Origin of the sequence: Kitasatospora sp. NPDC056076, assembly GCF_042266305.1 — a bacterium.
Classification (GTDB): Bacteria; Actinomycetota; Actinomycetes; order Streptomycetales; family Streptomycetaceae; genus Kitasatospora.
Map to the genome: position 1 here is coordinate 113,356 of NZ_JBHJWG010000018.1, position 19,185 is coordinate 132,540.

The 19,185-nt window shown below is 74.7% G+C and carries 15 protein-coding genes; 4 read left to right on the plus strand and 11 right to left on the minus strand.

The features are described from left to right. Window positions 1–18: 18 nt before the first annotated feature. The 3 genes from ACFC1T_RS17555 (at window position 19) to ACFC1T_RS17565 (ending at window position 3,382) form a co-directional block, all read left to right on the plus strand. A complete protein-coding gene (locus tag ACFC1T_RS17555; protein ID WP_375889390.1) occupies window positions 19–669 on the plus strand; it encodes an amino acid ABC transporter permease in 651 nt (216 codons plus the stop codon). After that, a complete protein-coding gene (locus ACFC1T_RS17560; RefSeq protein WP_375889392.1) occupies window positions 666–1,514 on the plus strand; it encodes an amino acid ABC transporter permease in 849 nt (282 codons plus the stop codon). The genes ACFC1T_RS17555 and ACFC1T_RS17560 overlap by 4 nt, the downstream gene beginning before the upstream one ends. A 122-nt stretch (window positions 1,515–1,636) precedes the next feature. Further along, the gene (locus ACFC1T_RS17565) at window positions 1,637–3,382 is read left to right on the plus strand and encodes an FAD-dependent monooxygenase (protein ID WP_375889395.1); all 1,746 of its coding nucleotides are present in this window, start codon (window positions 1,637–1,639) and stop codon (window positions 3,380–3,382) included. 3 nt (window positions 3,383–3,385) lie between these two features. Here the strand turns inward: ACFC1T_RS17565 and rny are convergent, their stop codons facing one another. The 6 genes from rny to ACFC1T_RS17595 all read right to left on the minus strand — a co-directional run bounded on the left by rny (window position 3,386) and on the right by ACFC1T_RS17595 (window position 10,290). Then, window positions 3,386–4,822 carry a ribonuclease Y gene (gene rny / locus ACFC1T_RS17570; RefSeq protein WP_375889398.1) on the minus strand — a complete coding sequence of 479 codons (1,437 nt, stop codon included), beginning with the start codon at window positions 4,820–4,822 and terminating at the stop codon, window positions 3,386–3,388. Window positions 4,823–4,899: 77 nt separating this feature from the next. Then, complete coding sequence (locus tag ACFC1T_RS17575; protein WP_375889399.1) at window positions 4,900–5,904, minus strand: regulatory protein RecX; 1,005 nt, start codon at window positions 5,902–5,904, stop codon at window positions 4,900–4,902. Window positions 5,905–5,911: 7 nt separating this feature from the next. Next, a complete protein-coding gene (gene recA, locus ACFC1T_RS17580) occupies window positions 5,912–7,036 on the minus strand; it encodes a recombinase RecA (protein ID WP_375889400.1) in 1,125 nt (374 codons plus the stop codon). Window positions 7,037–7,278: 242 nt separating this feature from the next. Then, window positions 7,279–8,487: an AI-2E family transporter gene (locus ACFC1T_RS17585; protein ID WP_375889403.1), complete on the minus strand. Its 1,209-nt coding sequence runs from the start codon at window positions 8,485–8,487 to the stop codon at window positions 7,279–7,281. A gap of 24 nt (window positions 8,488–8,511) precedes the next feature. Further along, window positions 8,512–8,706: a DUF3046 domain-containing protein gene (locus ACFC1T_RS17590; RefSeq protein ID WP_375889406.1), complete on the minus strand. Its 195-nt coding sequence runs from the start codon at window positions 8,704–8,706 to the stop codon at window positions 8,512–8,514. Window positions 8,707–8,799: 93 nt separating this feature from the next. Then, window positions 8,800–10,290: a S8 family serine peptidase gene (locus tag ACFC1T_RS17595; RefSeq protein WP_375889408.1), complete on the minus strand. Its 1,491-nt coding sequence runs from the start codon at window positions 10,288–10,290 to the stop codon at window positions 8,800–8,802. A 297-nt stretch (window positions 10,291–10,587) separates the two neighbouring features. Between ACFC1T_RS17595 and ACFC1T_RS17600 the strand changes: the two genes are divergently transcribed. Beyond that, entirely contained in the window at window positions 10,588–15,342 is a 4,755-nt protein-coding gene (locus tag ACFC1T_RS17600; protein ID WP_375889410.1) for an ATP-dependent helicase, read from the plus strand. Between the two features lie 64 nt (window positions 15,343–15,406). Here ACFC1T_RS17600 and ACFC1T_RS17605 read toward each other — a convergent pair whose 3' ends face one another. The 5 genes from ACFC1T_RS17605 to rimO all read right to left on the minus strand — a co-directional run bounded on the left by ACFC1T_RS17605 (window position 15,407) and on the right by rimO (window position 19,105). After that, a complete protein-coding gene (locus ACFC1T_RS17605; protein ID WP_375889412.1) occupies window positions 15,407–15,673 on the minus strand; it encodes a hypothetical protein in 267 nt (88 codons plus the stop codon). 102 nt (window positions 15,674–15,775) lie between these two features. Then, the gene (locus ACFC1T_RS17610; RefSeq protein WP_030290911.1) at window positions 15,776–16,144 is read right to left on the minus strand and encodes a helix-turn-helix domain-containing protein; all 369 of its coding nucleotides are present in this window, start codon (window positions 16,142–16,144) and stop codon (window positions 15,776–15,778) included. A gap of 316 nt (window positions 16,145–16,460) precedes the next feature. Continuing rightward, window positions 16,461–16,946, minus strand: coding sequence for a CinA family protein (locus ACFC1T_RS17615; RefSeq protein ID WP_375889416.1), 486 nt, complete (start codon window positions 16,944–16,946; stop codon window positions 16,461–16,463). A gap of 18 nt (window positions 16,947–16,964) precedes the next feature. After that, a complete protein-coding gene (pgsA, locus tag ACFC1T_RS17620) occupies window positions 16,965–17,603 on the minus strand; it encodes a CDP-diacylglycerol--glycerol-3-phosphate 3-phosphatidyltransferase (protein WP_375889418.1) in 639 nt (212 codons plus the stop codon). Then, window positions 17,600–19,105, minus strand: coding sequence for a 30S ribosomal protein S12 methylthiotransferase RimO (gene rimO, locus ACFC1T_RS17625; RefSeq protein WP_375889420.1), 1,506 nt, complete (start codon window positions 19,103–19,105; stop codon window positions 17,600–17,602). Before rimO ends, pgsA begins: the two co-directional genes overlap by 4 nt. Window positions 19,106–19,185: the final 80 nt, after the last annotated feature.

A 19,185-nucleotide genomic window follows, 5' to 3' on the forward strand; every position in this document is an offset into this window, starting at 1 on the left:
TGAGAGGAGGGCCGCCGGATGGGGTTCCTGTTCGAGCAGGACAACTTCGCGTTGTTCCGCGACGGCTTCCTGCAGACGATCGAGCTGAGCGCGCTCAGCGCCCTGCTCGCCCTGCTGCTGGGCACCCTACTGGCGGCCTTCCGGGTCTCCCCGGTGCCGGTCCTGCGCGCCTTCGGCACGACCTGGGTGACGCTGTTCCGCAACACCCCGCTGACCCTGCTGTTCTTCGCCGTCACCTTCGGCCTGCCACCGCTGGGCGTGCACTTCAGCCACCTCGTCTTCGCGGTGCTGGCGCTCGGCGGGTACACCGCCTCGTTCGTCTGCGAGGTGATCCGCTCCGGCATCAACACCGTGCCGCTCGGCCAGGCGGAGGCCGCCCGCAGCCTCGGCATGAACTTCTTCCAGACCCTCACCCTGGTCGTGCTGCCGCAGGCCACCCGGACGGTGCTGGCCCCGATGAGCAGCGTGTTCATCGCGCTGCCGAGGAACTCGGCGATCGCCGGCGCGTTCAGCGTCGGCGAGCTGTACAGCGCCCAGCAGACCTTCTCCGAACGCGGCTACTCGATCTTCGCGATCTTCTTCTGGGTGGCCTGCGCCTACCTGCTGATCAGCGCGACGGTCGCCTCGTTCTTCCGTTTCCTGGAATCCCGACTGGCGGTGGCCCGATGAGTGTTTTCCAGCGCCAGGCCTCGGCGAGCGTCCTCTACGACACCCCCGGCCCCCGGGCCCGGGCCCGCTACCGCCTGTTCGGCGTCCTCGGGGCGATCGGCATCGCGGGCCTGCTCTGGTACGTCGTCTCCGCGCTCGCCGACAACGGCCAGTTCGACGCCGACCTGTGGGACCCGTTCCAGTACACCTTCGTCCAGCAGATGATCGTGGACGGCCTGCTGTCCACCCTCAAGGCCTTCGGCCTGGCGGCCGCCCTCTCGCTCACCCTGGGCGCGCTGCTGGCCGCCGGACAGCTGTCCGACCACAAGCCGGTCCGCTGGACCTGCACCTCGGTCGTCCAGTTCTTCCGGGCGATGCCGCTGCTGATCCTGATCGTCGCGCTCTACTACGCGTTCTTCGCCAAGGACCCGATGTGGGCGCTGGTGCTCGGCCTCACCCTGTACAACGGCGCGGTCCAGGCGGAGATCATCCGCAGCGGCGTCAACGCCGTGCCGCGCGGCCAGGGCGAGGCGGCGTACGCCCTCGGGATGCGCAAGACCCAGGTGATGTCCGGCATCCTGGTGCCGCAGGCCGTCCGCTCGATGCTGCCGACGATGATCGGCCAGCTGGTCGTCACCCTCAAGGACACCTCGCTGGGCTACATCATCACGTACAACGAGCTGCTGTTCATGGGCAAGAAGATCGCCAGCCAGCCGTTGAACGCCGCGGGCTTCCCCTACATCCCCGTGGTCCTGGTGATCGCCCCGATCTACATCGTCCTGTGCCTCCTGTTGACCGCGCTCGCGCGGTGGATCGAAGCACGTGGCCGTCGCGGCGCGAACCGGCGCACTTCATCTGCTGCTTGACGGACACCCAGGCGAACTGTTGCATTGCTCTTCGTGACACCTCCCGGGAGCATCCACGCGGCATATGCGGCAGCGGTAACTGACGCCGGCCCATGGGCCGGTTCGTCCCCGGAGGTCCCCGCATGGATCCGGTGATCGTGGTCGGGGCCGGACCGGTCGGTCTGGCCCTGGCCCTCGCGCTGGCCCGGCACGAGGTCCCGACCGTCGTCCTGGACGAGGGCTCCGGGCTCTGCCCGGAGGGCCCCCGCAGCGTCGTCCTCGGCGCCGACACCACCGCCTTCCTGACCCGGATCGGCTACTCCCGGGCCGTCTCCGACTCGGCCCTGTGGGACACCTTCGAGGTCTGGCGCCGCCGTCAGGAGGTGCTGAAGATCGACCTCACCGACTCGCCCACCTTCCACCTCCCCCAGCACCGCCTCCAGCGCGGACTGCGGGACGCCCTGACCGGCACCCCGCTGGTCCGGCTGGTCCCGCTGAACCGGGTGGTCGAACTCGAACAGGACCGCGACGGGGTCAGCGTCCGCACCCACGGCACCCAGGACGGCTCCAGCACCTGGTGGCGCGGCAGCCACCTGGTCGGCTGCGACGGCGCCCGTTCCGCCGTCCGCAAGCTGTTGAAGATCCGCTTCCCCGGCCGCCCCGCGGTCGACCGCAACGCCATCGCCACCGTCCGGGTCGACCTGCCCTTCGACGGCGCCCGGCTGCACCGCGAACCCCCGTGGCGCGGCGACCGCGAGGCCACCGCCCGCCCACTGCCCGACGGCGTCTGGCGGATCGACTGGCGCTTGCCCCCCGGCCGCCCGGCCCCCACCGAACAGGTCGACCCGCACGCCACCTGGCCCGGCGTCGTCACCGGCGACACCCTGCTCACCCGGGTCACCGCCACCCTCACCGGCTGGTGCGGCGAACTCCCCCGCTACGAGCTGCTCGCGGCCGCCGACCACACCGCCCAGCAGCGCCTCGCCGCCCGCTTCCGCAACGGCCGCTGCTTCCTCGCCGGCGACGCCGCCCACCTGCACGGCGCCCTCGGCATGCAGAACCTCGCCGACGGGCTGCGCGACGCCGACAACCTCGCCTGGCGGCTCGCCCTCGCCTGGCACCTCCACTCCGGCGGCCCCCAGCCCGGCGGCTCGCTGCTGGACGGCTACGAGGCCGAGCGGCGCGGCGCGGTCGGCGCCCGGCTGCGCGCCGTCGACCAGTCGATGCCGCTGCTGCGCCCGCTGCGCGGCTGGCAGCAGACCCGCCGCTCACTGCTGGTCGGCGGCTTCCGCAAGCACGCCCCGATGCTCGCCGACGGCCAGCTGGGCAGCGGACGCTTCGGCGGCGCGCCCGCCTACCCGGCGGCGCCCTCCGGCGTCCCCGGCCGGGTCCCGGTCCAGCGCGGCGCCCGCGGCACCACCTCGCTCAGCGAACTGCTGCCCGCCACCGCCCCCGGCGTACTCGTCCCGGACCTCCCGGTGCTCGCCGCCGACGGCACCCCGGACCACCTGCACGCCCGGCTGGGCGCCACCTTCCTGCTGCTGCTGGTCGCCCCCGGCACCGCGGTCTGGTCGGCCGAGCACTGGCTGGGCGCCGGCCTGATGCCCCGGCTCGCCGAGGTCTGCGCCGCGCTGCCGGTGCCCGCCGAGGTGCTGGTCACCGAGGAGTACCCGGGCGCCGGGCCGCACACCGTCCTGCTGATCCGGCCGGACGGGCACCTGGTCGGCGTCACCCAGGGCGCCGCCGCCGAGGACCTCCTGGCCCTCGCCGACCACGCCCGCGGCGGCCCGGCCCCGATCGCCGGCCCGCCCGGGCCGGAACCCGAGCCCGAGCCCGGGACCGCGCCGGAACCCGAACCCCAGCAGGTCGACTCGGCGAGCCAGAGCTAAGGCCTAACCCGCCACCGCCGTGGCCCGGCTCTCCCGCACCACCGTCACCCGGATCTGGCCCGGGTAGGTCAGCTCCGCCGAGACCTGCCGGGCCACCTCCCGGGCGATCAGCTCCGCCCCGAGGTCGTCCACCGTGTCCGGCCGGACCATCACCCGCACCTCGCGCCCGGCCTGCATCGCGTACACCTCGGCCACCCCGTCGTGCGAACGGGCGATCTCCTCCAGCCGGGCCAGCCGCCGCACGTGCAGCTCCAGCGACTCCTTGCGCGCCCCCGGCCGCCCGCCCGAGCAGGCGTCCGCGGCCTGGGTCAGCACGGCCGTCACCGTCCGGGGCTCCACCTCGCCGTGGTGGGCGGCGATCGCGTGCACCACCTCGGGGGACTCCCCGTGCCGCCGGGCGAAGTCCGCGCCGACCGCCGCGTGGCTGCCCTCGACCTCGTGGGTGAGCGCCTTGCCGATGTCGTGCAGCAGCGCCGCCCGGCGCACCGGCTCCGGGTCCACCCCCAGTTCGGCGGCCATCATCCCGGCCAGGTGCGCGGACTCCAGCAGGTGGCCGAGCACGTTCTGCCCGTAGGAGGCGCGGTAGCGCAGGGAGCCCAGGGTACGGACGAGTTCGGGGTGCAGCCCGCCGATCCGGGCGTCCAGCAGGGCGTCCTCGCCGGCCCGGACGCAGCGCTGCTCGACCTCGGCCCGGCTGCGCTCGTGGACCTGCTCGATCCGGCTCGGCTGGATCCGGCCGTCCTCGACCAGTTGCTCCAGGGTGAGCCGGGCGGCCTCCCGGCGGACCGGGTCGAAGCAGGAGAGCTGCACCGAGGCCGGGGTGTCGTCGATGATCAGGTTGACGCCGGTGACCGCCTCGAAGGCGCGGATGTTGCGGCCCTCGCGGCCGATGATCCGGCCCTTCATCTCCTCGCCCGGCAGCCGGAAGACGGTGACGGCGGTCTCCGCGGTCTGCTCCGAGGCCAGCCGCTGGATCGCCCCGGCCAGGATGGACCGGGCCCGGCTCTCGCCCTCCTCCTTGGCCCCGCGCTCGATCTCCCGGACCGTGACGGCCGCCTCCCGCCGGGCCGACTCCTCGGCCTCGCGCAGCAGTTGGGCGTGCGCCTGCTCGGCGGAGAGCCCGGCGGCGTGCTCCAGGGCCGCCACCCGGCGGGCCGCGAGCGCCTCGACCTCGCCCCGGGAGTGCTCCAACTCGGCCGAGCGCGCGGCCAGTTCGTCCTCGCGCTGGCGCAGCCGGCGGAGCTCCTCGGCCAAGTCCTCCTCGCGCCGCGCGAGTTCGTCCTGCCGGCGGCCGGCCTCGGCCAGCGCCTGCCGCCGGGCGGCCCGTGAGCGCCTGAACACCAGCACGACCAGCACCGCGATCACCAGCAGGACGGCGACGGCCGACCCGACGATCGGCACCAGGGAGCCACCGGTAGCGGTGCCCGCCGAGATCCTCATGCGTGCGAGGCTAGGTGCGGGTCACGAAAGGGTCAAGACTCGGCCTGGTCCGGACCAAGAAAGCCACCGAACTGCCGCTACTCCCCCGCGCGTCCCGACGGGTCCGCGGCCGCTTCCTCCTCCAGCGCGGCGCGCACCACCCGGAAGGCCAGGCCCTCGGAGTAGCCGCGCCGGGCCAGCACGCCGACCAGCCGCCGGGTGCGGACCTGCGGGTCCAAGCCGCGGGTGGACCGCATCTTGCGCTCGACCAGCGCCCGGGCCGCGTCCGTCTCGTCGTCGTGGTCGACCTGGACGAGGGCCTGCTCGACCAGGTCGGCGGCGACGCCCTTGGTGCGCAGCTCCTGGGCCAGCGCCCGCCGGGACAGGCCCCGGACGGCGTGCCGGGACTCCACCCAGGCCGCGGCGAAGGCCGCGTCGTCGATCAGCCCGACCTCTTCCAGCCGGGTGAGCACCTGCTCGGCGACGTCCTCCGGGATCTCCCGCTTGCGCAGCGCGTCGGCGAGTTGCTTGCGGCTCTTGGCGGTGCCGGTGAGCAGCCGCAGACAGATGTCCCGGGCCCGGGTCTCCGGGTCGGCCTGCTCCTCGGCCCGCTTGCGGGAGCCGCGGGCGGTGCCCTTCTCCTCCACCGGCAGGCCCTCGTCGGAGCGTTCGCCGCGCCGGGCCCGGCGCGGGCGGGCGGGCGGGGCGGCCGCACCCCCGTGACCGGCCGCCCCGGCCTCGCGCCGCCGGCCGACGGCATCCGGCTCCTCGGCCGCCAGCGCCGAGCGGCGCCGGCGCCGGCCGGTGGGCAGCTCGGAGGCGGCGACCAGGCCGAGCGCCTCGACCGAGGTCTCCGCCGGCTCCGGGCCGGACGCCGCGCCGCGCACCGCCCGGACCGGAGCCCGGTCGAACTCCGGCTCGGGGCCGGATGTCCACTGTTCGGTGGCCGCGCGCGCCCGCGACCGGGTCGCCGACGGTCGCTGCTCGGGCTCCGGCGCCGGTTCGGGCTCCGGTTCCTCGGCGACCGCGGCGAACCAGTCCGGCGGGCCGTAGTCGTCGTCCTCGGGGCCCGCCGGGCCGCCGCCCACCATGTCGTACTGCATCAACGGCTCAGGCCTTGGCAGCCGCCGTCTTCTTCGCCGCGGCCGTCTTGGCGGCGGTCGCGGCGGTCGCGGTGACCGGCTTGGCCGCGCCGTCGGCAGCGGCGGCCTCCGGCTCGCCCTCGGCCGGCTCCTCGGTCTTCGGACCGATGCCGAGCTTGCCCTTGATCTTCCGCTCGATCTCGTCGGCGAGCTGCGGGTTGTCCCGCAGGAAGTTGCGGGCGTTCTCCTTGCCCTGGCCGAGCTGGTCGCCCTCGTAGGTGTACCAGGCGCCGGACTTGCGGATGAAGCCGTGCTCGACGCCCATGTCGATCAGGCCGCCCTCGCGGCTGATGCCGATGCCGTAGAGGATGTCGAACTCGGCCTGCTTGAACGGCGCGGCGACCTTGTTCTTGACGACCTTGACGCGGGTGCGGTTGCCGACCGCCTCGGTGCCGTCCTTGAGGGTCTCGATGCGGCGGATGTCCAGCCGGACCGAGGCGTAGAACTTCAGCGCCCGGCCACCGGTCGTGGTCTCCGGCGAGCCGAACATGACGCCGATCTTCTCGCGCAGCTGGTTGATGAAGACGGCGGTGGTGTTCGACTGGTTCAGCGCACCGGCGATCTTGCGCAGCGCCTGGCTCATCAGACGGGCCTGCAGGCCGACGTGCGAGTCACCCATCTCGCCCTCGATCTCGGCGCGCGGGACGAGCGCCGCGACCGAGTCGATGATCACCAGGTCGACCGCGCCGGAGCGGATCAGCATGTCGGTGATCTCCAGGGCCTGCTCACCGGTGTCCGGCTGGCTGACCAGCAGGGCGTCGGTGTCCACGCCGAGCTTCTTGGCGTACTCGGGGTCGAGCGCGTGCTCCGCGTCGACGAAGGCGACCGTGCCGCCGGCCCGCTGGGCGTTGGCGGCCAGGTGCAGCGTCAGGGTGGTCTTACCGGAGGACTCGGGGCCGTAGATCTCGACCACCCGGCCGCGCGGGATGCCGCCGACCCCGAGGGCGACGTCCAGGGCGGTCGACCCGGTGGAGATCACCTCGATCGGCTCGTTCGCCTTCTCGCCGAGGCGCATCACCGAGCCCTTGCCGAACTGTCGCTCGATCTGGGCGAGCGCGGCCTCGAGGGCCTTCTCCTTGTCCGTACCTGCCATGGCTTTTTCCCTCGGGTTCTGTGCTGTGCGCTTCATCGTCCTCGACGCTAGCGCGTCCCACTGACAAACGAGCCCCACCCGGCTCGCCCTGTGGAAAACTCCACGCCGGAGAGTACAAAAGAACATCTGTTCGATTCAAGCCCCGCACTCACCCGAACACGCCGCGGGGCGGGCGGCCGGATCCCTCCCGACCACCCGCCCCGCCGACCGCCACCCCGTCGAGCGTCACTCCCCGCCGACCGTCATCCCCCGTCGCCGCCGACCATCCGCCGCAGCCGCCGCGCCGCCTCCCGGCGCAGCTCCCGCCGGGCCCGCCGCTGCTCCCCCCGGTCGATCCGCGGGTCGGTGGCCACCTCGTACCGCCGCACGTACGTCCCGACGAAGCCCTGCAGGGTCGCCGCCGCCGGGATCGCGATCAGCGCGCCCACCGCACCCAGCAGCGCCGCCCCCGCGATCACCGCCCCGAAGGCCACCGCCGGGTGCACGTCCACCGTCCGGGCGGTGATCCTCGGGTGCAGCACGTAGTTCTCGACCTGCTGGTAGACCACCGTGAAGACCAGCACCCACAGCGCGTCCACCGGCTCCAGGGTGAGTGCCACCAGCACCGGCAGCGCACCCGCCAGGTACGTCCCGATGGTCGGCACGAACTGGGACATGACGCCCACCCAGATCGCCAGCGCCGCCGAGTACGGCAGGTCGATCAGCGCGAACATCACCCAGTGCCCGGCCGCCGACACCACCGCCAGCACCGCCCGCGAGTACAGGTAGCCGCCGGTCTTGGCCAGCGCGATCTCCCAGGCCCGCAGCACCTCGCCCTGCTTGGCCGGCGGCAGCAGCGAACAGACCGTCCGGCGGACCCGGGGGCCCTCGGCGGTGAAGTAGAACGTGAACAGCCCCACCGTGAAGGTCTGGAACAGCCCCCCGAGCAGGGTGGAGGACACCCCCCAGACGTTGTCGGCGGCCTGCTGGACGTAGGTCTCCAGCGTCCCCGAGTCCTTCAACAGCCGTTTCTGCAGCTCCCCCAGCGACAGCTCCTGGTGGAACGTCCGGTTGACCCAGCCGATCAGGTTGTCCACCAGGTGCGGCAGGTCCCCCGCGATCTTCGCCACCTGATCCACCAACAGGGTGCCCAGCGCCGCCAGGAAGCCCACCACCGCGACCCCGACCGCGACGAACACCAGGAAGGTCCCCACCCCCCGGCGCACCCCCCGCGCCGCCATCCGGTCCACCGCCGGCTCCAGCGCCAGCGACAGGAAGAACGCCACCAGCAGCATCACGAACAGGTCGATCAACTGCCGGAACGCCCAGTCCGCGAGCTGGAACAGCCCCACCAGCACCAGGAACAGCACCATCGCGCGCGGCAACCAGGGCGGCATCCCGCCCCACGACCGCTCCCCCTCGACACCCCGCACCGGCTCGCCCCGGCGCTTCTGCTCTCCGCTCGTAGTCACCCGGACAGTCTGTCCCACCACCCGTCAGCGCAACTGCGCCGAAACCCCCTGGGTCTCACACACCACCCGCCACACGTCCTTGGCCTCCCACCCCGCCTCCAACGCCTGGTGCACCGTCCGCCCGCCCAACTCACTCATCACGTGATCGGACGCGAACGACTCCGCGTACCCCTCCCCGAAGTGCGCGTACATCCGTCGCCAGAACTCGGTCAGCCTCATGCCCCCAAGTATCCCGAACCCCCCACGCCCCCACCCACCCCCACGCACCGACCCAGCGCACCGGCCCAGCGCACCGGCCCCGCGCAGCGGCCCTCACCCCGGCACGACCACCACCCCCACCCCGACGTACTGCCGGTCGCCGCACCCCCGGGCCCCCACCGGACACCCTCCGGCCGCCGCCCCGGCCGCCGCCGCCCCCACCACCACGCCCGCCAGCTCCCCCGACCCGGCCCCCGGGTGCAGCGCCGCCGCCACTGCCACCGCCCCCGTCACGTGCGCCGCCGCCATCGAGGTCCCCGCCAGCGCCGCGTACTGCCCGCCGGGCCAGTCCGAGACGATCGCCCCCTGCGGCCCCCCGTCCGGGTCGCCCCCCGGGGCCGCCAGCGAGACCCTGCCCCGCCCGTAGTTGGTGTAGGAGGACGGCCGCCCGTCCCGGTTGACGGCCGTGACGGTCAGGACCCCGGGCAGCTCGCCGGGAAGGCGGATGCACTCGGTGCCCAGGTGGCGGGTGAGGGGCGGCCCGGAGACCCGGTCGTTGGGGCTGCGCCCGTCGGTCCGGGCGGCGCCGAGGTCCTGTCCGTCGTTGCCCGCCGAGGCCACCACCACGACCCCCTTGCGCTGGGCGTACGCGACGGCCCGCCCGACGGCCGCGATCAGGGCCGCCTGGTCCCGGTCCTCGGGGCAGTTGTACTTCCACGGGTCGGCGAAGTAGCTGTCGTTGACGGCCTTGGCCCCGTGGTCGGCCGCCCAGAGCATCCCGCAGACGATGTTCTCCGCGTAGTACTGCCCGAGCGGCCCGAGCAGCCGCACGGCGGCGATCCGCACCCCGGGGGCGACCCCGGTGACGCCCTGCCCGTCGCGGGCCGCGCCGATGATCCCGGCGACGTGGGTGCCGTGCCCGCTCTCCGCCACTCCGGGGTCGGGCCGCCAGGCGCCGGTGCGGGCGTCGGGGCGTCCGTCGGCGCAGGAGGCCGAGGCCTTGGGGTCGACGGCGGCCCGCAGGTCCGGGTGGGTGTCGTCGACGCCCGAGTCCAGGACGGCGACCAGCACCTTGCGCATCGCCTCGGCCCCCGGCGCACCGCCTCCGGCGGCGTCCCCGGTCCGCCCCGGCTCCGCGTGCACCATGCTCAGGTTCCACGCCCCGCCCTCTCCCGGGTCCGGAAGGGTCGCGGTCCCGCCGTCCCGTCCCTCCGACCCCCGGACACCCCACCCGCCGCCTCCGGCGCTCCCGCTCCCGACGGCCCCGGCAGTGCCGCCCACGGCATCCCCCGCCGCGAAGTCCCCCGCCCCGTCGACCGCCCGCGGCGGCCCCACCACCGGCGCCGTCCGGGTGGCCCCGACCGCCGCGATCCCGGGCCGGGCCCGCACCCGGTCCGCGAAGCCGCCGGTCGCGTACGCCAGCACCGCCCCGATCTGCGGGTACTCCTGCACCACCTGCCCGCCCGCCGCCCGGCTCTGCGCCCCGGCCAGGGCGGCGCCCGCCGCGTCGTCCTGCCGGGCCAGCACCAGATAGCTGAGGTACGCACGCCCGGGCCCGGAGGCGTACGGCACGGCGCCGCCGAGCACCAGCGCCGTGAGCAGCATCGCGAGCAGCACCCAGGTGGGCCCGCAGACCCTGCGCCGACGGCCCCCCGGGCACCGACCCCCGTGAACGGCCCCGGACCGGTGCGCCTGCGCCATCCCACGCCCTCCGCTTCTCGCTCCGGTCTCGGTCACGGTCACGGATGGATCACGCGCCCGATTCATCACGATATGAGCGGATCATCATTCCCGCTCCCGCAACTGCACCCGCCCCCACCTCCGGCACCCCGACCCCGACCACTCACCCCGTCACTCCCCACCACCACCCCACGTGTCAGTCCCACCCGGCACCATGGGGGCATGGCGCCCCCGCACCCGACCCCGCCCGGCGACCTCACCGGCCCCGGCGACCCCACCGACCCGCTGGCCGGCTTCGCCCCCGCCACCCGGGCCTGGTTCACCGGCGCCTTCTCCGCCCCCACCGCCGCCCAGTCCCAGGCCTGGCAGGCCATCCAGCAGCAGACCGACGTCCTGGTGGTCGCCCCCACCGGCTCCGGCAAGACGCTCGCCGCCTTCCTCGCCGCCCTCGACCGGCTGAGCAGCACCCCGCCCCCCGCCGAGCCCGAGCGCCGCTGCCGGGTGCTCTACGTCTCCCCGCTCAAGGCCCTCGCGGTGGACGTCGAGCGGAACCTGCGCGCCCCGCTGACCGGCCTGCGCCAGGCCGCCGTCCGGCTGGGCCTGCCCGAGCCCGAGGTCCAGGTCGCGATCCGCTCCGGCGACACCCCGGCCGCCGACCGCCGCCGCTTCGCCACCCACCCGCCGGACATCCTGATCACCACCCCCGAGTCGCTGTTCCTGCTGCTCACCTCGGCCTCCCGGGAGGCCCTGCGCGGGGTGGACACGGTGATCCTGGACGAGGTGCACGCGGTCGCCGGCACCAAGCGCGGCGCCCACCTGGCCCTCACCCTGGAGCGGCTGGACGAGCTGCTGGACCGCCCGGCCCGCCGGATCGGCCTGTCCGCGACCGTGCGCCCGGTCGAGGAGGTGGCCCGCTTCCTGAGCCCCCAGCGCGGCGCCGTCGTGGTCCAGCCGCCCTCCACCAAGGAGTTCGCCCTCTCGGTGGTCGTCCCGGTCCCCGACCTGGACGACCTGCCCGCCGCCCCGGCCACCGGCGGCGCCGCCGACTCCGACCCGCAGCGCCAGTCCTCGATCTGGCCGCACGTCGAGGAGCGGATCGTCGACCTGGTCGAGGCGCACCGCTCGACCATCGTCTTCGCCAACTCCCGCCGCCTGGCCGAGCGCCTGTGCAACCGGCTGAACGAGATCGCGTACGAGCGCGCCACTGGCGCCGCCGCCCCCGAGGCGCACGCCCCGGCCGCGCTGATGGGCGGCTCGGGCGCCGCCAGGGGCGTGCCCCCGGTCATCGCCCGGGCCCACCACGGCTCGGTCTCCAAGGAGCAGCGCTCCCTGGTCGAGGAGGAGTTGAAGGCCGGCCGGCTGCCGGCCGTGGTCGCCACCTCCAGCCTGGAGCTGGGCATCGACATGGGCGCGGTGGAACTCGTCGTCCAGGTCGAGTCCCCGCCCTCGGTCGCCTCCGGCCTGCAGCGGGTCGGCCGGGCCGGGCACCAGGTCGGCGCCGTCTCCACCGGCGTCTTCTTCCCCAAGTACCGGGGCGACCTGGTGCAGTCCGCCGTGGTCACCGAGCGGATGCGGGAGGGCCGGATCGAGGCGCTGCGGATCCCGCGCAACCCGCTGGACGTGCTGGCCCAGCAGCTGGTCGCGATGACGGCCCTGGACACCTGGCCGGTGGACGAGCTGCTCACCGTGGTCCGCCGCGCCGCGCCCTTCGCCACCCTCCCGCAGTCCGCCTTCGACGCCGTGCTGGACATGCTGGCCGGCCGCTACCCGTCGGACGCCTTCGCCGAGCTGCGCCCCCGCCTGGTCTGGGACCGCGTCGCCGGCACCGTCACCGGCCGTCCCGGCGCCCAACGCCTGGCCGTCACCTCCGGCGGCACCATCCCCGACCGCGGCCTGTTCGGCGTCTTCATCGCCGGCTCGGCGGCGTCCGGTTCGACGACGGAGAAGAAGAAGGGCGGCGGCGGTCGGGTCGGGGAGCTCGACGAGGAGATGGTCTACGAGTCCCGGGTCGGCGACGTCTTCACCCTCGGCACCACCTCCTGGCGGATCGAGGAGATCACCCACGACAAGGTGCTGGTCACCCCCGCCCCCGGCGTCCCCGGCCGGCTCCCGTTCTGGAAGGGCGACACCCTCGGCCGCCCGCTCGAACTCGGCCGCGCCCTGGGCGCGTTCACCCGCGAGCTGGGCGCCCTCGCGCCCGAGGCCGCCACCGCGCGCCTCCGGCGGGCCGGCCTGGACGACTGGGCGGCCGCCAACCTGCTGGACTACCTCGCCGAGCAGCGGAAGGCCTGCGGCCAGCTCCCCGACGACCGCACCATCGTGGTCGAGCGCTTCCGGGACGAACTGGGCGACTGGCGGATCGTCATCCACTCCCCCTTCGGCGCCCAGGTGCACGCCCCCTGGGCGCTCGCCCTCGGCGCCCGGCTGCGCGAGAAGCACGGCCTGGACCCGCAGGTCATGCACGCCGACGACGGCATCGTGCTCCGCCTGCCCGACGCGGACCTCCTCGCCCCCGACTTCGATTTCAGCAGCCCCCCGGACCAGGCCGGCTCCGACGAGGCCCCGGTCGGCGCCGACGCCGCCCTGTTCGAGCCCGACGAGATCGAGCAGCTGGTCACCGAGCAGGTCGGCGGCTCCGCCCTGTTCGCCTCCCGCTTCCGCGAGTGCGCCGGCCGCGCCCTGCTGCTCCCCCGCCGCAGCCCGGGCCGCCGCACCCCGCTGTGGCAGCAGCGCCAACGCGCCGCCCAACTGCTCGAAGTCGCCTCCGAGTACGGCTCGTTCCCGATCGTCCTGGAAGCCGTCCGGGAGTGCCTCCAGGACGTCTTCGACGTCCCCGGGCTGGTCGAGCTGATGGCGGACCTCGAATCCCGCGCCGTCCGCCTGGTCGAGGTCACCACCGCCGAGCCCTCCCCCTTCGCCCGCTCCCTGCTGTTCGGCTACGTCGCCCAGTTCCTCTACGAGGGCGACTCCCCGCTCGCCGAACGCCGGGCCGCCGCCCTGTCGTTGGACTCCCGGCTGCTGTCGGAGCTGCTCGGCCAGGCCGAGCTGAGCGAGCTGCTCGACCCGCAGGTGCTCGCCGAGCTGGAGGCCGAGCTCCAACGCCTCACCCCCGAGCGCCGGATCAGGGACGCCGAGGGCGTCGCCGACGCGCTGCGCCTGCTCGGCCCGCTCTCCGAGGCCGAGTTGACGGCGCGCGGCGCCGAGCCGCTCTGGCCCCTGGAGCTGGAGGCCGCCCGCCGGGTGATCCAGGTCCGGATCGCCGGCGAGCAGCGCTGGGCCGCGGTCGAGGACGCCGGGCGGCTGCGCGACGCCCTGGGCACCCCGCTGCCGGTGGGCGTCCCCGAGGCCTTCACCGAGCCGGTCAAGGACCCGCTGGGCGACCTGCTGGCCCGGCACGCCCGCACCCACGGCCCGTTCACCGCCGCCGAGGCCGGCGCCCGCTACGGCCTCGGCACCGCCGTCGTCACCGGCACCCTGCAACGGCTGACCGCCGCCGGCCGCCTGGTCCAGGGCGCCTTCCGGCCCGCCGAGAGCCAGATCCTCCCCGAGCGGCACACCGCGACCGCCGAGTGGTGCGACGCCGAGGTGCTGCGCCGGCTGCGCCGCCGTTCACTGGCCGCGCTGCGCCAGGAGGTGGAGCCCGTCCCGCCGCGCGCCCTGGCCGCCTTCCTCCCGCAGTGGCAGCACCTGGCCGGCCACCGGCTGCGCGGCCCGGACGGCCTGCTCCGGGTGGTCGAACAGCTCCAGGGCACCGCCCTGCCCGCCTCCGCCCTGGAGAAGCTGATCCTCCCGGCCCGGCTCGCCGACTACTCCCCCGGCCTGCTGGACGAGCTGACGGCGGCCGGAGAGATCGGCTGGTGCGGCGCCGGCGCGCTGCCCGGCAAGGACGGCTGGCTCAGCCTGCACCTGGCCGAGAACGCCCACCTGCTGCGCCCGGAGCCCGTCCCGCCCGCCCTCACCCCGCTGCACAGCGCCCTCCTCCAGGCCCTCGCGGGCGGCTACGGCCTGTTCTTCCGCCAGCTCGTCCAGCAGCTCCCGGAGGACACCCCGGAGCCCGAGGTCGTGACGGCCCTCTGGGACCTGGTCTGGGCCGGTTACGTCAGCAACGACACCCTGGCCCCGCTGCGCGCCCTGCTCGGCTCCGGCCGGACGGCGGGCGCCACCGCCCACCGCGCCCCCCGGGCGACCCCGCGCGGCCGGTACGGCGGCGCGGGCCGCGCCTTCGGCCGGGAGGGCGGGGCACTGCGCAGCGGCCCGCCGACGGTGGCCGGGCGCTGGTCGCTGCTGCCCGCCTTCGCCACCGATCCGACCGTCCGGGCGACGGCCAGGGCGCAGAGCCTGCTGGACCGGCACGGTCTGCTGACCCGCGGCACGGTGGCCGCCGAACGGGTGCCCGGCGGCTTCGCCGGGGTGTACCGGGTGCTCTCCGCGATGGAGGAGCGCGGCCGGGCCCGCCGGGGCTACTTCGTCGAGGGCCTGGGCGGTGCCCAGTTCGCCATGGAGGGCGCCGCCGACCGGCTGCGCTCGGTCAACGGCCGGCTGGAGCGGGCCCGGGCCACCGAGTGGCCGGCCGCCCCGGCCGCCGAGCCGCCACAGCTGCTGGTGCTGGCCGCCGCCGATCCGGCGAACGCCTACGGCGCCGCGCTGCCCTGGCCCGAACCGCCCGCCGCCGCGGGTGCCGCGGACGCCAAGGCGCACCGCCCGGGCCGCAAGGCGGGCGCCCTGGTGGTCCTGGTGGACGGTGAACTCGCGCTGTACGTGGAGCGGGGCGGCAAGTCCCTGCTGGCCTGGCCGGAGGACGACGCGACCCTGGCCCTGGCCACCGGGGCGCTCGCGGGGGCGGTCCGCGCGGGCGCGCTCGGCAGCGTCACGGTCGAGCGGGCGAACGGCGGGCCGGCCCTGGGCTCCGAGCTCGGCCGCGCCCTGGAGGAGGCCGGCTTCCACGCCACCCCCCGCGGGCTCCGGCTGCGCCCCTGAGGAGTGCCGGAAGAGCGCCGGAGGCCGCGGAGTCAACGACCCCGCGGCCTCCGGCCACGTCGATTCACCCGATCGGCGGAGGCTGCGCCTCCACCCGGCCCACGGCCTCCTCGTGCCCCTGCGGGCGCCGGGCCGGTCCGGTCGCGTTCCGGTCGGCATGGACCGGGATCAGACCGAGTCCCCAGCCGCCGGCCGCCAGCAGGCCGAGCACCGCGCCGTCGGCGAGCTGTCCCCGGACGGCCACCAGCCACCAGGCGAGCCCGCCCGCGAGTGCCAGCAGGACCCAACGGGCCGGCCAGGGCATCAGACGCCGCAGCCGTATTCGGGCCACCGCGCACACCGTCGCGAGTCTCCGCACGACCGCCCTCCTCCGCTCGCCCCGGGGTTCCTCGGGCCCGTCGTGGGACGGGCACCCGGGAGGTGCGAGGCCGGGTCAGGCAGCGACCACGTCCATCGCGGCGGCCTTGGGCGACATGTTCGCCCGGTCGGCGCCGGGGGCGGGCAGCGGAACCGGTTCGAGCACCGGCCTCAGCAGATCACCTTCGGAGAGGGTGGCCATCGCCGCAAGTTCGGCGAGCGACAGTTCGTCGCTGACCTCGCGCATGACCTCGGACATCCGGACGTCGAGTGCGTCGCAGATGGCGGAGAGCAGCTCCGAAGAGGCCTCCTTCTGTCCCCGCTCGACCTCGGAGAGGTACCCGAGCGAAACCCTGGCGGCCGCCGACACCTCGCGGAGTGTGCGGCCCTGGCGCTGGCGCTGCCGACGCAGTACATCGCCCAGTAGGCGACGGAGCAGGATCATCGGTGCCTCCCTCCTCGGACTGCGGATCGAGATGTCACGCCCCCACCGTACCGCCTTGCCCGCTTCGCGTGCGGGGACCCTGGTCGTGTTCACTGTGGGCTGCAAGGCCGTCCCCCTCCTCGTGCCGGTGTCGTACCCGGGTTCGCGGGCCCCTCGTGGTACCCGACTCGGCCCGCCCCGCCACCGTCACGCAACTCGTTCGCCACCTGGTTTCTGCCCAACCAGGCCGTTGGATGTAACACGATCCTCCAGCTGTGTCATACCCCGTGCGCGGGTTCGGCAGATCTCGGTTCGGTGGAGATCCGCCCGCGGGCCGTCATCGAGCGAGCCGGCCGACGAGCAGCTCCAGTGCGGCGGTCACCGCTCCGTGACGGATTGTGGCACGGGCGCCCGACAGCAGGGGCGAACTGACCAGAGTTCCCCCCGGACCGGCGACCGCCAGGTGTACCGTGCCCACCGGCTGCCCGTCCTGCGGCTCCGGACCGGCCACGCCGGTCGTCGCGAGCCCGTACGTGGCCCCCAGCAACCCGCGCACGCCTTCGGCCATCTGTCGGGCCACCACCGGGTGCACGGGACCGTACACGTCCAACAGGCCCTCGTCCACACCGAGTACCGAGGCCTTCACCTCGGTCGCGTACGCGGTGACCGACCCGCGGAAGGTCGCGGACGCCCCCGGGACGTCCACCAGGGCGGCGGCCAGCAGCCCGCCGGTCAGCGACTCGGCGACGGCGAGCGTGCCGCCCTCGGCCCGCAGCGCCGCGTGCGCCCGCTCGGCCAGCCCGTACAGCTCGTGGTCCGTCACCCCGGCCCCCTCCGTCCGTCAGCGGTCCGCGCGCTCCGCGGCCGTGCCCTCGCGGCGCAGGCGCAGCGCCTGGCCGATGTAGTCCAGCGCGGTGGCGACGGTCAGCAGCACCGCCGCGGCCATCAGGACCGCCCGCCCGGTGGCCAGCCAGCCGGTCAGCGGCAGCACGTACATGCCGACCGCCGTGCCCTGGGTCAGCGTCTTGAGCTTGCCGCCGCGGCTGGCCGGGATGACGCCGTAGCGGATCACCCAGAAGCGCATCAGGGTGATGCCGAGCTCGCGGGCCAGGATCACCACGGTGACCCACCAGGCCAGGTCGCCGAGGACGGAGAGGCCGATCAGCGCCGAGCCCATGATCGCCTTGTCGGCGATCGGGTCGGCGATCTTGCCGAAGTCGGTGACCAGGCCCTTGCGGCGGGCGATCTCGCCGTCGAACAGGTCGGTGATCATCGCGATCGCGAACGCCGCCCAGGCGACCGCGCGCCACTTGGGGTTGTGCCCGTCGTCGGCGAACAGCAGGGCCACGAAGACCGGGACGAGCAGCACCCGGACCATGGTGAGCACGTTGGCGATGTTCCAGACCCCCGGCGCCGGCGGAACCGCGGCCGCCGGTCTGCCCGGGTGGGCCGCGGCCGGGGCCCCGGGCCCCTTGGTCATTCCCCGGCTCCCGGAGCCTCGGCCCCCGACGTCGCGGGCCGGCGCACCTGTTCCAGCGCCTCGGCGATCAGGTCGACGCCCTCGCTGGCCACCACGGTGGCCCGCCAGAACTGCCCGATCCGCGGGTCCTCGACGCCGTGCAGGGTGGTCAGGCCGTCGGTCTCCGGGGCCTGGTGGGCGGAGCGGCCCTCGACCACGCCGTCCTCGATCGACTCGATCAGCACCTCGACCTCGGTGCCGATCCGCTGCTCGGCCCGCTGGGCGGTCATCTCCTCGGCGAGCCGGCTGAGCCGGGCCAGCCGGTCGGCGACGACGTCCTCGGGCAGCTTGCCGTCGTAGGTCGCCGCCTCGGTGCCGTCCTCGTCGGAGTAGCCGAAAACGCCGATCGCGTCCAGCCCGGCCTCGGTGACGAAGCGCTCCAGCTCGGCGAAGTCCTCCTCGGTCTCACCGGGGAAGCCGACGATGAAGTTGGACCGGGCGCCGGCCTGCGGGGCCTTGTCCCGGATGGTCCCGAGCAGCTGGAGGAACTGGTCGGTGGAGCCGAAGCGGCGCATCCGGCGCAGCACGGCCGGCGCCGAGTGCTGGAAGGACAGGTCGAAGTACGGCAGCACGTCGGCGGTGCCGGTCATCGCGTCGATCAGGCCGGGGCGCATCTCGGCCGGCTGGAGGTAGGAGACCCGCACCCGCTCGACGCCCTCGATCGCGGAGATCTCGCCGAGCAGGGTCTCCAGCAGCCGGATGTCGCCGAGGTCCTTGCCGTACGAGGTGTTGTTCTCGCTGACCAGGACGATCTCGCGGACGCCCTGCCCGGCCAGCCACTGGGCCTCCTGCAGCACGTCGGAGGGGCGGCGGGAGATGAAGGAGCCGCGGAAGGCGGGGATGGCGCAGAAGGAGCAGCGCCGGTCGCAGCCGGAGGCGAGCTTGACCGAGGCGACCGGGCTGTCGTCCAGCCGCTTGCGCAGGGTGCGCGGGCCGGAGGCCGGGGCGAGGCCGTCGGGCAGGTCGGTGATCGGCTCGGCGGCGGCCTCGGCGCCGTGGCCGGGCAGCGCGACGGCCTCGGCGGCGGACTGCCGCTCGGCCGGGCTGATCGGCAGCAGCTTGCGGCGGTCGCGCGGGATGTGCGGGGCGTGGTGGCCGCCGGAGAGGATGGTCTGCAGGCGGTCGGAGATGTCGGAGTAGTCGTCGAAGCCGAGCACCCCGTCGGCCTCCGGCAGCGCGTCGGCGAGCTCCTTGCCGTACCGCTCGGCCATGCAGCCGACCGCGACGACGGCCTGGGTGCGGCCGTGCCCCTTGAGGTCGTTGGCCTCCAGCAGGGCGTCGACGGAGTCCTTCTTGGCGGCCTCGACGAAGCCGCAGGTGTTGACGACGGCGACATCGGCCTCGGCGGCGTCGTCGACGAGCAACCAGCCGTCGGCTTCCAGTCGCCCGGCGAGTTCCTCGGAGTCCACCTCGTTGCGGGCGCATCCGAGCGTGACAAGGGCGACAGTGCGGCGTTCAGGCATAGGGCCAAGATTAACGCGCGGCCTCCGGTGCCGTTCGCCCCGGAGGCCGCGTGCCACGAATCAGCTGATCATCGACGGCC